This window comes from Zobellia uliginosa (assembly GCF_018860745.1).
GTDB lineage: Bacteria > Bacteroidota > Bacteroidia > Flavobacteriales > Flavobacteriaceae > Zobellia > Zobellia uliginosa_B.
In genome coordinates this window covers 629,336-645,811 of the sequence record NZ_JAHKPY010000014.1, presented here as the reverse complement: position 1 = coordinate 645,811, position 16,476 = coordinate 629,336, and the positions used below count along the sequence as shown (strand labels likewise).

Annotated in this window: 9 protein-coding genes; 6 read left to right on the top strand and 3 right to left on the bottom strand. The window is 39.3% G+C overall.

Translation table 11 applies throughout. From position 1 onward, the window contains the following. The gene (locus KO521_RS17665) at positions 1–810 is read right to left on the bottom strand and encodes a glycogen/starch synthase (RefSeq protein WP_215941229.1); all 810 of its coding nucleotides are present in this window, start codon (positions 808–810) and stop codon (positions 1–3) included. 107 nt (positions 811–917) lie between these two features. Here KO521_RS17665 and panC point away from each other — a divergent pair, with 107 nt between their 5' ends. The 5 genes from panC to radA all read left to right on the top strand — a co-directional run bounded on the left by panC (position 918) and on the right by radA (position 5,696). Beyond that, positions 918–1,760 (top strand): pantoate--beta-alanine ligase, encoded by an 843-nt coding sequence (gene panC / locus KO521_RS17660; RefSeq protein ID WP_215941228.1) that lies wholly within the window; start codon positions 918–920, stop codon positions 1,758–1,760. A gap of 17 nt (positions 1,761–1,777) precedes the next feature. Continuing rightward, positions 1,778–2,128 (top strand): aspartate 1-decarboxylase, encoded by a 351-nt coding sequence (gene panD / locus KO521_RS17655; protein WP_215941227.1) that lies wholly within the window; start codon positions 1,778–1,780, stop codon positions 2,126–2,128. A gap of 2 nt (positions 2,129–2,130) precedes the next feature. Beyond that, the gene (locus KO521_RS17650) at positions 2,131–3,096 is read left to right on the top strand and encodes a lysylphosphatidylglycerol synthase transmembrane domain-containing protein (protein ID WP_215941226.1); all 966 of its coding nucleotides are present in this window, start codon (positions 2,131–2,133) and stop codon (positions 3,094–3,096) included. 27 nt (positions 3,097–3,123) lie between these two features. Next, positions 3,124–4,266, top strand: coding sequence for an alpha/beta hydrolase (locus KO521_RS17645; protein ID WP_215941225.1), 1,143 nt, complete (start codon positions 3,124–3,126; stop codon positions 4,264–4,266). A gap of 68 nt (positions 4,267–4,334) precedes the next feature. Further along, positions 4,335–5,696, top strand: a complete 1,362-nt coding sequence (radA, locus tag KO521_RS17640) for a DNA repair protein RadA (RefSeq protein WP_215941224.1) — start codon at positions 4,335–4,337, stop codon at positions 5,694–5,696. Between the two features lie 129 nt (positions 5,697–5,825). On the opposite strand, the gene KO521_RS17635 is transcribed toward radA, so the two are convergent. Continuing rightward, positions 5,826–6,866, bottom strand: coding sequence for an aldo/keto reductase (locus tag KO521_RS17635; protein WP_215941223.1), 1,041 nt, complete (start codon positions 6,864–6,866; stop codon positions 5,826–5,828). Positions 6,867–7,243: 377 nt separating this feature from the next. On the opposite strand from KO521_RS17635, the gene KO521_RS17630 reads away from it, so the two are divergent. Then, positions 7,244–15,637 carry a T9SS type B sorting domain-containing protein gene (locus KO521_RS17630; RefSeq protein WP_215941222.1) on the top strand — a complete coding sequence of 2,798 codons (8,394 nt, stop codon included), beginning with the start codon at positions 7,244–7,246 and terminating at the stop codon, positions 15,635–15,637. 56 nt (positions 15,638–15,693) lie between these two features. Here KO521_RS17630 and KO521_RS17625 read toward each other — a convergent pair whose 3' ends face one another. Continuing rightward, positions 15,694–16,458: an exodeoxyribonuclease III gene (locus KO521_RS17625; RefSeq protein ID WP_215941221.1), complete on the bottom strand. Its 765-nt coding sequence runs from the start codon at positions 16,456–16,458 to the stop codon at positions 15,694–15,696. Between the last annotated feature and the right edge of the window lie 18 nt (positions 16,459–16,476).

Genomic DNA, 16,476 nt, shown 5'->3' with positions numbered 1-16,476 from the left:
CTATTTTAAAACTTCAGTGTTATAAAAATTGGCATAGGCCTCCTCAAATTCTTGCAAGGAAACAAATGGCAACACAGGTTTTTCAAGGTTGGAAATATGACTCTGTAAATCTTCCGGAATTTCTTCCGCCGCTAAAATAACGGCATCTGAATTATCTACAGCAACCTTTAACAAATTATTATAGGTAGGAGTTTTAAGCGCTTGTATACTATCTTCTGGAATACCATCGTAAGCAACCTTCTTGATCATATCAGAATCTAGCTCGCCCTCAAAGGACTTACTATAAACTGAAGTAACAATTTTACTAGCATCGAACAAAGGTTCATCTGCATAATATTTTTTGAGATATAAAGGTAACAAAGAGGCTAACCATCCATGAACGTGAATAATATCCGGAGACCAGTTTAATTTTTTAACCGTTTCAACTACACCTTTAGCAAAAAAGATAGCTCTCTGATCATTATCAGGAAACAAAGCTCCTTCCGCATCTGTAAACGTAGCCTTACGCTTAAAATATTCATCGTTGTCTATGAAATAGACCTGAATACGCTCGCGAGGAATGGATGCCACTTTAATAATCAAAGGCATATCCATATCATTAATCACTAAATTCATGCCCGACAAACGTATAACTTCATGAAGTTGATGTCTACGCTCGTTGATATTGCCATATCGCGGCATAAAAATCCGTATTTGGCCGCCATTGCTGTTGACCATTCTAGGAGTTTCATAAGACATTAGGGAAACTTCGTTCTGCGGAAGATAAGGTACTAACTCCGATGATACGAACAATATCTTTTTACCATTCATATATGCAATGTTTTTTTATTTATTTGGTGCAACGTGCGTGCAAAATTACAAAAATTCTACAGATTAGCAGTAATTATAGTAAGTTTGCTCGCTTTTAAACCAAACCTATGTTGGTATTCAGAACCAAAAAAGAACTCTCAAATTACATTTCTTCGCTGTCTAAAAATGAAAATTTAGGACTGGTCCCCACTATGGGGGCACTTCACACAGGACACGCCTCTCTAGTAGAGAAGGCAGTGAGTGAAAATAATACCGTTGTGGTAAGCATCTTTGTGAACCCTACACAATTTGATAATAAGGAAGATTTAGCAAAATATCCGAATACTTTGGATGCGGACTTGGACTTGCTTTCCAATGTTTCAGAAGGTATTGTTGTATTTTCCCCTTCTGCAGATGAAGTATATGACCATAAAATCGAGGCTAAAAAATATGATTTTGAAGGTTTGGATACCGTTATGGAAGGTGCATATAGAGACGACCATTTTAATGGCGTAGGTACAATTGTTGAGGCACTGCTAACACTCGTTAAGCCCAATCGCGCCTATTTTGGGGAAAAAGATTTTCAACAACTGCAAATTATAAGGAAACTTGTTGAACAACAGCATATACCAGTTGAAATAATAGGCTGCCCAATTGTTAGGGAGACCAGCGGCTTGGCCATGAGTTCACGAAACGAAAGGTTATCTAAAGAATTACGACAAAAAGCTTCGTTCATTTATAGTACACTACTAGCTGCCAAGGAAAAATTTGGCACGGAAAGTGCTAATTATGTACTGAATTGGGTTAAAAATCAGTTTAAAGAACATGTAGATTTAGAGTTGGAATACATTGAAATAACCGATGTAGAAACACTTAGCCCAGTTACAAGAAAAAACGAAAACCTAAAATATAGAGCGTTTATTGCCGTTTATGCTGGCGGAGTTAGACTAATAGACAATATTGCTCTCTAATTAATTATCTTTATCCCATGCAAATAGAAGTTGTAAAATCTAAAATACACCGTGTAAAAGTTACCGGAGCCGATTTAAATTACATTGGCAGCATAACTATTGACGAAGATTTGATGGATGCAGCCAACATTATAAGAGGTGAAAAAGTACAGATTGTAAATAACAACAATGGCGAGCGTCTTGAAACTTACGCTATACCAGGACCAAGAAACAGCGGAGAGATTACTTTAAACGGTGCTGCGGCCAGAAAGGTTGCCACCGGAGATATTCTTATCCTTATCACCTATGGTAGAATGGATATTGAAGAAGCTAAGACGTTTAATCCCGCATTGGTATTTCCTAACGAAGACACTAACTTGCTGAAGTAGCCTTGAACGAAAAAATAAAAAAAATTCTAAAAACTGCACTCCCAATAGCCTTGGGAGTTTTTTTAGTTTGGTACTCTTATTATAAAACTTCTCCGGAAGACCGATCTCAAATCATCTTCTACATCAAAGAAGCAGACCTTTTTTGGGTGAGCATTTCAATATTACTTGGTATTCTCGGGCATCTTTCCCGAGCCATACGATGGAATTACCTGCTAGAACCCTTAGGCTATAAACCTAAAATTATCAATAATGTATTTATAATTTTAATGGCCTATTTTGCAAATTTGGGTATTCCTAGAACAGGAGAAATTCTTAGGGCCACCGCTCTTACAACCTATGAAAATGTACCTTTTGAAAAGGGTTTTGGCACTATTGTAACAGAACGCGTCATTGACGTGATCATGCTTTTACTTCTAATTGGTCTCACCTTAATTTTACAGACCGATAGTATTTTGGGTTTTCTCCAAAATAAAGGATTTAACTTAAAAGGACTCTTATTATTAATGGGAGCAGGACTCGTAGGATTGGTTCTTTTCTTTATGTTCATTAAAAAATCAACACACAAAATAGCCATCAAGATAAAAGGGTTTATTAAAGGCCTTTTGGAAGGTGTTTTCAGCATCTTTAAAATGAAAAAGAAATGGGCATTTGTATTGCATACTCTTTTTATCTGGGGTTGTTATATTGGTATGCTCTGGGTCATTAAATTTACAGTACCGGAAACCATAGGATTATCTCTAAGTGAGCTCATGGTTGCCTTTGTAGCAGGGTCTTTTGCTATGACAGCTACCAACGGAGGTATTGGCCTATACCCTATTGCCGTAAGCAGTGCATTGACCATTTTTGGCATAAGTGCGGTATCCGGTGATGCCTTTGGATGGATTATGTGGATAGCACAAACTCTAATGATCGTTGTTTTTGGGGCAATATCTTTTCTGGTATTACCGTTATTCAACAGAAGCCGTTAAGGTTTCGTTGGATCCTAAAACTGAACCATGTTACGCAAACTCACCTTTTTTGCATGTCTGCTATGCGCTAGCCTTAACGCACAAGTTACACAAGAGATTTTTGAATCTTTCAAACTTCAAGAACGAAGAGATGTTAAATATTACTTCCCTGAAGATTACGATAAAGAAAAAAAGTACCCCTTAATTGTTGTTCTAGACGGAGAATATCTTTTTGATCAAGTTGTGGCCAACGCTAAATTTTATAACCAGTTTCATGGTATGCCCGCTAGTATAATTGTTGGCGTGGAACAAAGCAAAAAAAGCATACGTTTTGACGACTGCGCTTATGACCCAGACTCAGGACTTCCTTCCGAAAAAGCCAAAAAATTCTTTGAGTTCCTAGGTATGGAAATTATACCTTATTTAGATCTTAATTATAGTACAGCGCCTTTTAAGATGATAGTAGGTTATGATATAACCGCCAATTTTACCAACTATTGGTTATTTAAGGAAAACTCATTGTTTAATGCCTATGTAAATATTTCACCTGATTTAGCTCCAGAAATGGAAACCAGAGTCCCTGCACGTTTGGCGGCATTTGACAAACAGATTTTCTATGAATTGATAGTAGAGGCCGAAAAAAACAAGAATACTCCACGTGTGCTTCAGATGGATAAAGCCATTAAGGCAATTGACAAAGAATCGCTTCATTACAATTTTCAGCAATATGATGGTGCTGACCATATTTCCATAGCTACTTACGGACTAGGAAAAGCTTTTGATAACATTTTTGGTATGTTCAAACCAATTAGTCCAAAAGAATACAAACAGCAAATTTTAACTTCCGAAGAGCCTGTTTTTCAATATTTGGAAAGTAAATACCAAAGTATAGAAGACCTGTTCCGAGTTCAAAAAACAGTTGACCTGAATGATATTATGGCAATTTATGCCGCATGCCGGAAAAAGGAAGATGTAGAATCTTTAAAACCCCTTGCTGAACTTTGTAAAAAAGAATTCCCCGATACCATGATGGGTTTCTATTTTGAAGGTGAATATTACGAGCAAATAGGTGAGCCGAAAAAAGCATTCAAAACTTTTGAAAAAGCATTTGCAATGGATGAGATCGATTTCTTGACCAAAGAGATGGCGCTGGAAAAGATTGACGCACTGAAAGCTGACTTTGGATACTAAATCGCAAAGTACACACCATAAATTATCAAACAAAGTTTTACCTTTAAGGCCAATCTTCAAATTGAGATATGGCCAAGACAAAAACCGCTTTTTTCTGCCAGAACTGTGGCACCCAATATGCCAAATGGGTAGGACAATGTTCCGCATGTAAAGAATGGAACACCGTAGTTGAAGAAGTCATTCAAAAAGAAGAAAAAACAAGCTGGAAGCCAAGCACTACTGCTTCTAAGAAAATAGCAAAACCTTTGCGTGTAAATGAAATTAGCACAGAAAAGGAGCTTAGACTAAATACTTTTGATTTGGAATTTAACCGCGTTCTAGGTGGTGGTCTTGTACCCGGAGCATTGGTTTTACTAGGCGGAGAACCTGGCGTGGGAAAAAGTACGCTCCTCCTACAAATCGCTTTAAAACTACCTTATAAAACACTTTATGTTTCTGGTGAAGAAAGTCAGAAGCAGATTAAAATGAGGGCAGATAGAATTCATCCCAACAGCGAAACTTGCTTTATCCTTACCGAAACCAAAACACAAAATATTTTTAAGCAAATAGAATCTACCGAACCTGATATTGTGGTTATAGATTCCATACAAACCCTGCATTCGGATTATATTGAATCTGCTGCAGGAAGTATTTCCCAAGTTCGTGAGTGTACCGCAGAACTCATCAAATTTGCAAAAGAAACGAACACCCCGGTTATTCTAATAGGCCATATTACAAAAGATGGCTCCATTGCGGGACCTAAGATTTTGGAACACATGGTTGATACTGTTCTGCAGTTCGAAGGCGACAGGAATTACGTATATAGAATCCTAAGGGCCTTAAAGAATAGGTTTGGGTCCACGGCAGAATTGGGTATTTATGAAATGCTTGGAGGTGGACTACGACAAGTAAACAATCCTTCTGAAATACTGGTTTCTAAAAATGATGAAGGACTCAGCGGAACTGCCATAGCATCTACCGTAGAAGGCATGCGCCCTCTAATGATAGAAATCCAAGCTTTAGTAAGTACGGCGGTTTATGGGACCCCACAGCGCTCCACCACGGGTTATAATGCCAAGCGCCTTAATATGCTTTTGGCAGTGCTCGAAAAACGTGCCGGTTTTAAATTGGGCGCAAAGGATGTCTTTTTAAATATTACCGGAGGTATTTCTGTTGATGATCCTGCTATTGACCTGGCCGTTGTTGCCGCCATATTATCTAGTAATGAAGACATTCCTATTAAAAAAGGGGTGTGTTTTGCTGCGGAAGTTGGTCTTGCAGGGGAAATTCGACCCGTACAGCGTGTAGACCAGAGAATATCTGAAGCTGAAAAACTTGGTTTCACCGCTATTTACGTTTCCAAGAATAACAAAATCACTTTAAAGAACACCAAAATAGAAGTGCATTTAGTCTCCAAAATAGAAGATATGGTCAATGCTCTTTTTGACTAGACTAATTACTAATCAGGAACTTTACCTTTTATCCCGCATAATACGGGCAGTAACCATGATTATCAGGATTACCGCCACTATTACAATTAATTGCCCAAAACCTACTTTTAAAAAAAACATACTATTTATTTACGGTGCAGGGTTAGGAATAGAATTATGTATTGCCTCAATACCTTCTAGCACTTCATCATTTAACTTTAGGTCTATACTTTCTATATTTTCCTTTAACTGCTTTATGGAGGTCGCCCCAACGATGGTACTGGTTAAAAAAGGTCTTGTATTTACAAAAGCTAAAGCCATTTGCGCCATAGACAGCCCGTGTTTCTGAGCAAGCTCATGGTACATTTCTGTTGCTTTTATAGCTGGATCATTACTATACCTGTTATAATTAGGAAACAATGTAATTCTACTGGTAGCAGGTTTCATACCTCCTAAATATTTTCCGGACAGGGTTCCGAAACCCATTGGAGAGTATGCTAAAAGACCTATTTTTTCTCGCAAAGAAATTTCAGAAAGGCCCACCTCAAACTGACGATTTAAAAGACTATATGGATTTTGAATCGTTATTGCCCTTGGCAAACCAGCGTGAACCTTACTTTCGGTCAAAAAACGCATGGTTCCCCACGGGGTTTCGTTAGATATGCCCACATGTCTGATCTTTCCTTCACGAATGAGATCACGCATGGTTTCCAAAACCTGATGGATATTATCTTTCCAATGATCGGAAATATCATGCTTGTAACCTCTTTTCCCAAAATAGTTGGTATTCCTTTCTGGCCAATGCAACTGGTATAAATCAATATAATCAGTTTGCAAACGCTCCAAACTGCCTTCAACAGCACTACGTATAGCATCTGGAGAAAATCCATTGGTTCGTATGAATTTTGTAAACTCGGCCTTACCTGCTATTTTGGTACCTAGTATAACTTTATCGCGATTCCCATTTTTCTTGAACCAAGTTCCAATTATTTTTTCGGTTGCCGAATGACGGTCAGGATGCGCAGGAACAGGGTATAGTTCTGCTGTGTCAAAAAAATTTACACCATTATCTAAGGCAAAATCCATCTGTTCATGCCCTTCTTCTTCCGTATTTTGTTTGCCCCAGGTCATGGTACCAAGGCAAATTTTGCTGACTTCAATGTCAGTGTAGGGTAGGTTTGTATTTTTCATGTATTCTTGGGGGGTATAATTTGCAAAAAGCCCAAATTTAAGCAATTTGCTGTGTTACAGGAAACCCCTTATCGATTGTTGCCAAAAATTCGCTCAAATACCTATTTTGGGCTAACTACAGAAATAGAACAACCAGATTAGACCATATCAATTTTCCCAAATAATAAAACACAGAGTTACATACCATCAGAAATTTTAACTATTTGATACTAGAGCCTGTATAAATACGTTATTTCTAGACCGTGTTTCTTAAATATCAACTAAATATTCTGAGAAGCAAAACCAACTATTTAACCAAAAACCTACTTATGACGACCACTTATAAGTATTCTTTGTGTTCTCTGAAGAACCTCTTATTCCTTTTTTTGACACTAACAGTGTCATCTCTTTTGGCTTATGCATCCCCTTCCCCTACTGCGCTTGCAAAAGAAAAAACAAATATATCGAAGTCGGCTTTGCTTTATGGAACCCACCCTTTAACGGGTAGTTCTGATGGAGTTGTGAATTGTGCGAACGACGGTAGCGAATTACACGAGATTTATTTGTGTGGTGTAAATGATGAACGTTTAATTGTCACAAGCATTCCAGATTTGCAGACCATAACATGGTCTAAGCTTCAGCCGGGCAGCCCTACTAATGGATCATCTACCTGTGCCAATACCGCTTTAAACAGCTTGTGGGACGAGGTCAGTACAAATACTCAATACACTGTGACGGACGGTGGGGAATACAAAATTTTGGTAAGGTATACTGACAATAGTACCGAACGCTTTTATTTTAATGTGTATTCCAATGAATTAAACCCAAGTCCGGTAGTAACGAATATAGATTGTGGCACACCTGGTTCAATTTCCGTTAATAACGTTCCTTCCACCTACGAGTTCACTATTAATCATGGTGCCACATGGCAGGATTCAAATGTATTTACAATAAATAGCGTAAGTGCCTATGATATTCAAATTCGAAGAAAAAATGATACTGAGGGCTGTTTGTTCACTTTGGAAGACGTGATGGTTAACAATAACGCTATTGATGCCAGTGCCACTATAATTCCTATTTCGTGCAATACTTCAAAAGGAGCTATTAAAGTTGATATTTCTAACGCTTCCTCAACCTATGTATACGAAATTAGCCAAGGTGGTAATTTAATTAATTCTTCTGGAGCCATAACCAGCAGTTCTTACACTTTTCCCGATTTAGACTCTGGTATTTACGATATTAACGTAACCCTGGCCAGTGTTTCCGCTTGTTCATGGATAGCTCAACAAGAAATTCCGGTTTTTGCGGACGTGAAACCTGAAGCTATTGTCACAAAAAATATAGACTGTACTGATGGCATCATTACGGTAACCCAAACCGGAGGTACTGCACCTTACGAATACAGCGTAAACGGCAATGTAACATTTACTCCTTTTACTTTAGGAAATCAAACAAAAATTCCTGTCACTGCAGCTGGAGCTTATGTTATTACGGTAAAGGACGTCAATGGCTGTGAAGTAAACTCAAATTCTGTTAACGTTGTAACGGAACCCGAGATTGTTTACTCAATAAACCCACAAGACATTACATGTAATGGTACTGATGACGGGAGCATCTCAGTAGATGTAACGGATACCCAAGGCTATTCTATTACATACAGCATTGATGGCGGCAGTAGCTTTCAAACCTCAAATGTTTTTAGCAATTTAACTGCTAATACCTATTCGATCATCATAAAAAAACAAAAAGCCGGAGGCTCTTGTGAACTTCCCACTATCAGTTCTGAAGTTAAAGCAAGTACCTCATTTACCGCAAGCGCATCTGTTACTCAACAAATTGATTGCTCAAATGGTTCAGCAACTATTCAAGCAAGTGTAACGGCAGGTGGCACAGCCCCATTTGAATACAGTTTAGATGGCGAGAATTTTCAAACCGATCCCAATTTGAGTGGATTAGGAGCTGGTGGTTATACCATTACCGTAAGAGATTCAAACGGTTGTTTAACAACGGTTGATGAAACTGTAAACGCAGGATCCAATCCTTCTGATTTAACCTTTTCACACAGTAGTGTTGATTGCTCTACCGGCACGACCGATGTACGAGTTACGGTTGAAAATGGTAATGGTCCTTTTACTTATAAAATTATTCAACCTACCACTTTTACAGCATCTGGCGATACTTTTACAGCCCTTGCTCCAAATACATACACTTTTGAAGTCATAGCAGATGATGGATGTAAAATAGTTAGAAATTATGTTGTACCGAACCCAGTACAGTTTACAGCAAATGCACTGGTAAAAAACAATGTAAGTTGCGCCACAACTGGTACGGCAGATGGTAGTATAGAGTTGTCCGTAGACAATTTTAATGGCTCGTTTAGTGTAGTGGTAGAAGATAGCTCAGGAAACCCTTTAGGTCTTGGCCTTTTAAATCAGTCCAGTTCTCCTTTATTGATTACAGGTCTTCCTGCGGACACCTACACTCTCAAAACAAATGATGAATCAGGACCTTGCCAAAAACTTCAGACCATAACCGTTAGTGGACCAGCTACTCCGCTTGTAGTAGACAGCTTTAGTATTTCCAATATAAATTGCGGCTCTCCAGGATCTGTTACTATCGAGGCTTCAGGTGGTTGGGGAAATTATAGGTACTCTGTAGAACAACCTGACAATACGATGCATCCTCTTACGGCTCAGAGCAATAAAACCATTACTGGATTATCGCAAACCGGGCAGCACACCATTTATGTAACGGATGTAAACGGGTGTTTAGTAAACACTACCAAATTTGACCTTATAGACCAAGGAGGTCCTATTGCCGATGTAGATACTTCAGCCGGTTCGCCTACTAATTATTGTTATTCAAGTACAACTCAAGGTGTCCTGAAAATAGACGTTTCCGGAGGAGAAGCTCCTTATTTTTACACTGTAAACAGCGGAACGCCCGTAGCAATAACAGGAGGTACATTTACACTGTCCGACTTAACCCCTTATGATTATTTAATTGAAATAATTGGCAACAACGGATGTAAAACCATAGTTACCGACACTAAAATCTCAGGACAGTTATTTGCCTTAGGGGAAATTACGAAACCTTATGGTTGTGGTGCCACACCAGATGCTATTATAGCCATAACACCTCAAGAAGGATACGCGCCGTACACTTATTATGTGAACGGAAACACTACTCCAGTAAGCATACCTTTTAGCGCTTCTACAGAAGGTTCATACACATTTGATGTGATAGATAGCAAAGGTTGTACTTTCACTACGGACCCTGTTATAATCTCTGCGGCTCCGGCTTTAGGGTTTGATCACGAAGTATCCAATACTACTTGCGGAAAAGATGGTACGGGATCCGTTCAATTGAAGGCCACAGGAGGAACACCTCCTTATGAATATGCATTTAGTGACATTCCTTTTAGCGGAACAAACCCTGCTGTTTACGGCGATCAGGCAGTTTTTACGAATCTTGATGCTACCACATATTATTTTGCAATAAAAGATGCACTCGGGTGTATTATTGAAAACGAACAGGCCATAATAGGTGCAGAAGCCGCCATTGAAGCCGAAATAGAGAAAACAGATATTAGCTGTGATCCCGCTGGTGGTAACCAATGGGGCAACATGAAAATATCCAATATCCAAAATACAACAGGACCGGTTTCCATTTCATTGATTCGTGTTTACGACAAAGCAAAATATGAAGCTGGTGAGGAAACCCGTACTTGGACTTATAGAAACTATGAAAACATTGATCTCGCTACCAATTCTAACTACCTAAATGCTTACCAGCCTGCCAAATACGGGCCAAAAACCGGTTTTGATGTGCTTCTATATTGGGCTAACCATTTTGTAGTTAGAATAGAGGATGAAAAAGGATGTTCATGGGAATCTCAAGTGTATACCGTTGAATCACCTCCAATTCCTTCGGGGGTAACTTCACCAGTAGCATTGCAGACTTGTGCCAATGGAGCAACGTATGATTTTTCTATAACAAATCAAGATTCAGATGGTGATGGTACGCCAGACCTAGTAGGGCCTTTTGATGTCCGGTTGTACCCTTATCAACTTATAGATGATGATGGCGATGGTGTTGAAGATGATGTTAACAGTGGTTGGAGACCTTTCAATGATTCAGAAAATCCATTATGGGATGGAGTTGCTGGTACGGCCGGCAATCCTAATGAACGTGATTATAGATTTACGAACAGCGCTCTTTATGGTAAGCTATTATTTGGGGTAGCCTATTCCGTGGCGATTCGCGATAACGCTACCGGTTGTGTAAGATGGCGCTCATTAAGACCAATTGTTGAACCACCTGTAGGTTTCATTACCGTTGATGCGGTTCCTCAAAGTGAAACTTGTTATAACGCTAGAAACGGAGAAGTAGAACTAACAATTGCCAACTCGGCTCCGGGACCTGTGAACATTAAAATTTACAATGCGGGTAATCCAGTACACACCGCCTTTCATTATAACCCACCCACGGTAATGAGTACCGGCGCTCCTTTTACCATAACCGTACCAAACATGCGCGTAGCGTGGTATGTTGTAGAGGTAGAAGATAGCTCAGGTTGTACTGCCGGTGAACGCTTCTTAATTTATAGGCCCAAGACCAAATTAAGATTAACTGAAGACCACGTAGTTCAACCTACATGTAATACTGGCGGACAAGTTGCCGTAACAGCAATAGGAGGCTGGGATGATGAAGCCTATTTTAACATACGGAACAAATTAAGACAGAACTGGCACCCTTACGAATATGCCCTTGTACCGGATAGCCAGACCCCTACCGATGCTGATTTTGGACCTGATAACTTCTGGTCAAATGTCGTGCCAACAGGTTATACTGGAGGTCAGAATGTATACAGAGCCTATGTTAGAGATGGCAGTGGATGTGTAGAACCCACTCCGGACGTAATCACATTTACAAAAGATGAAGAACCAGTTATAGACGCTATTGATGTAACGGATAGATGTACATCTACCACTGAGCTTTACAATGTAGTTGCAACATTATCCAATGCTGGAACCAACCCAAATAAACCGAGTCCAGATTATATTTGGGACGGAGAAGTGACATCTACCTCAACAAAAACCTTGGGACCTGGTTATCATACACTAGTAGTGCGTGATGAAAACGGATGTTCAGATACCAGAACTATTCATATTTATCCTCAAATGGTACCCCGTGTTAAAATCACCAAAACAGTTGATTGTGACTCAGGCAATCCAGATAACGGAGAAATAGAAGCTTCTGCATATGGCGGTTCCGGTACGTACAATTTTACGATTTCTCCAATTCCAGGGTCTTATGCCCCGGGTGATGAAACTAATGTCACAGGTATTTTTGACCGTCTTGCATCTGGTGTAGCCTATACGGTTACAGTAACGGATGTTGATCCTGCCGTACCGGTAGCGAATAGATGTGCGCCAAGATCAACTACTCCTATTCAACTAGATACTCCTGTTGCTCCAGATTTTATAATAGGTCTTAGAGAATCTGTAAGTTGTTTTGGATATAATGATGGTAAAGTCTCCATAATACAAAATCCAACAGCAGACAACCTAGATGTTACTTATGAATACAGTATTGACGGAAATCCATATCAAACCAGTAATTTGTTTGAAGATTTGACCCCCGGGTCGCACACAATCAATATTCGTTCATCAAAGAATTGTATACAGACCTTAACTACAACTATTAGTGAACCTACTGAACTACAGTTTGCTACTACGCCGGTTCCAACAGTTTTTACATGTACTTCGGACAATAACCTTGGTCTAGCCACAATAGTTGTGGATATGGGCGGCTCTGGAATACCTCCATATTCATATAGCTTTGATGGAAGTAGCTATACCAGTTCCGACACCTACGAAATACCGTTCTTAACAACGGCACGTACGATTACCATTAACGTTAAAGATAAAAACAACTGTCCGGCTACCGTTGATGTGACGATACCTGCAGCTTCTAAAATTTCGGCTACCATAACAACCACCACAGCAATGAATTGTACGGTTGATGGTATTTATGAAATAAACATACCTGCAAGTTTCACCAATTTTAGTATTGTTGAAAAACCAAGTGCATCTTCGATAGTTAGTATATCGGGAACTACGGTAACCATTCAAAGTGGAAACCCTAACTCTTATTCGTTTTTCATCACGGATAATGATACGGGATGTACTACTGAGGTAACACAGCTGATTGCTCCGTTTGACAACATTGGGGTTATTGCTGCGCACACAGACAATATTACTTGTTCCGGATCCAGTGATGGTGCCTTATCATTTACAGCATCCGGTTTTGGTGCAGGCGGGTTTAATTACGAAGTCTTTAAATCAGATGACACTATTGAGCAAGCTGCAGTAACTTCTTCTAGCAATGCATCAATTCCTATAACCGGTCTTCCCGTAGGTACATATTACATCAAAATTACCGATAGGGACACGAACTGTTCCGAGGATTCTGAACATATAACCATTCAATCTCCTTCAACTCCATTAGACGTAGATTTCAATATTACTCAAGTTTTGACGTGTATTGGCGCTGACGCACAAGTTACGCTGAAACCAACAGGGGGTTGGGGCGACTATGAATTTGAACTGGTAGAAACCATAAGCGGAAACGTTCACCAAGCTTTTGATTCGAACAATGTTATAGATAATTTGCTAGGAATCAGTTACCAAGTTAGAGTAAGGGATTCTGGCGGATGTATCACTTTGGCAAAAGAAATAATCATTCCGCCAATTGATCCAATTGTGATAGACGATGCTGCGGGTATTACCACAACTAATCCTAGCTGCCCAGGTAGTCAAGATGGGGAAATATCTGTAGTTGTATCACGAACAAATGGCCCTACGGACTATAAGTACATTTTAACCAACGCTGCTACGGGAGTAAGTACGTTACCGCAGAGCAACAATACTTTTAGCGGTCTTTTTGCGGGTACTTACGCTATAACCGTTCAAGATAATTTAAATTGTGAAGACACAACCGATGTTCCAATAGTTTTAAGTGATCCATTTGTTATACGGATTGATGCGGAGATTACACAAAAGCCAACGTGTACACCCAATTCTGGTGAGATTACAGTTTCGGCAACAGGTAATAGCGGCGATGTTTTTGAATATCAAATGATTCAGCCTACCACCCACCCAGATGCCGGCACTTGGCAAACTGGTAATATTTATAGCAATTTAGGGCCCGGAACTTATGAGTTCATTGCCAAAAATCAGAATACGTGTGAAACTCCTATTTCTGTAATACGAAGCATTAATGTGGTTGAACCTTTTACCTTAACCATAGATGACTCTAATACAACGATCAACTGTTTTGGAGAACAAGATGCTGTATTAGTAGCTCACGCTGCCGGTGGTCTTGGTGGATATCAGTACCAACTAGAAAAAGATGGGGTGCTCATTGGTAGTTTTCAAGACTCAGGAATCTTTGAAAACCTTGGAGCAGGAACTTACGATGTACGTGCTACAAGCGGTATTGACTGTATTGCTTTTAACGATAGGAAAATAGTGATTAATCAACCAACAGAACTAATTGTACCAGCAACGGTTAACGCAACCGCTGTTGCATGTTATGGAGAAGAGTCCGGTACTGTTACCATTCCTTTTTCTGGTGGTGAAGCCCCTTATTATTTCTATATATCCACAGAACCACAAAAAGCATATTCAGATCCCACTTTTGAAAATCTGGCTGCCGGAGATTACAGCGTAATTGTGCAAGATGGAAACGGTTGTGAAAAAGCGATAACATTTACAGTTAACAGTCCTACAGCTCCTTTAGAAACATCTGTGGTTCGTATAATAGACGAAGTTTGTTCTAGCGATGATAACGGTTTAATAGAAGTTGGTATTACTGGAGGTACCGCTCCATATTATTACTCCTTGGGAACTAATACAGAATCTTATGTTTTACTGACCGGAGGCACCGTATTATTAGATAATCTGGATGGTGGTTTCTATCAAATCAACATCAAAGATTCCAACGATTGTAAAGCAGATTTGATTTATGAGGAAGTAAAAGTTGGAGCTAACCTTACCGCATCCATAGAACTAGTTAATGAATGTAGAGATAGACAGCCTTACTATGAGGCTTCCGTAAAATTTGAAGATGAAACTTTGGACACTTCAGAAATTGTATATGACCTAGATGATGCCAACCCCAATAACCCGGACGTTAACAATGCACAATCAAACCCAACGTTTTCTGATATTTCCGCAGGTGACCATACCATAAGTATTGTGCATTTGGGAACAGGTTGTGTTGAGGTCATGAACTTTACTATTGATGGTCAGGACCCGTTAACCTTAATTCTTAAAGAAGGAGCAATTAACCAAATTTTGGTTGAAGCACAGGGTGGTGATCAAGATTACACCTATTACTTTGAATCCATGCCACAAACTTCTGGATCTTATTATATTGTTCGTGACGGTATGTACACGGTTAGTGTAGTAGACGGTAAAGGCTGTGAAACCGCAATTCAGGTACCGATGGAATTTATAGATATTGAAATCCCGAATTTCTTTACTCCTAATGGTGATGGTAAGAACGATGTATGGATAATTAAAAACAACGAGGCTTTTCCAGACATGTTTGTTTCTATCTACGATCGTTACGGGCGAATGATAAAAAGCTTCGTTGGCAGCGGAGAATGGGACGGTAATTATAATAAAAAAGGCTTACCAGCTGGTGACTACTGGTACATCATTAAACTAAACGGCGTAAATGACGACCGCGAATTCGTGGGTCACTTCTCAATTTACCGTTAGAAATAGTGAAAAATAGATAAAGAAAGCATCCCTTTTTGTTGGGATGCTTTTATTTTTTAAGAAGTTACTTCCACCAAAATTGGGCAATGGTCACTATGTTTTGCCTCGGATAGGATTACCGATCGTTTTAACCTATCCCTAAGAGGTTCTGCCACCATGGCGTAGTCCAAACGCCATCCTTTATTGTTGTTCCGAGCATTGGCGCGGTAACTCCACCATGTATAATTATCTGGCTCCTTATTGAAATGCCTAAAACTATCTATGAAACCGCTTTTCATGAAATCTCCAATCCACTCCCGTTCAACAGGGAGAAATCCAGATACATTTTTATTACGCACCGGATCATGAATATCTATAGCTTCGTGACAGATGTTATAATCACCCAACACAATCAAATTTGGATGTGTTTTTCTAAGTTCATCGGCATATTTTTGAAAATCTGCCATATACATAAGTTTATGGTCCAATCGGGCTAAATTTGTCCCCGAAGGCAGATACATACTCATTATTGAAATATCTCCAAAATCTGCACGAATGTTTCGGCCTTCAAAATCCATATGCTCTATTCCAGTTCCTTTTTGAATAGTATCAGGTTGCGTTTTTGATAAAATTGCTGTACCGCTATATCCTTTCTTTTGGGCGCTGAACCAATAATTATATTTGTATCCCGCTGCTTCAAAAAGAGCCAAATCCAATTGCTCTTCCATTGCTTTAATTTCTTGCAGGCAGACTACGTCAGGACCAACTGCCTGTAACCACTCAATAAAACCCTTGTTAATTGCGGCACGTATACCGTTAACGTTATATGATACTATTTTCACGTCTTTAACTTTTTTACG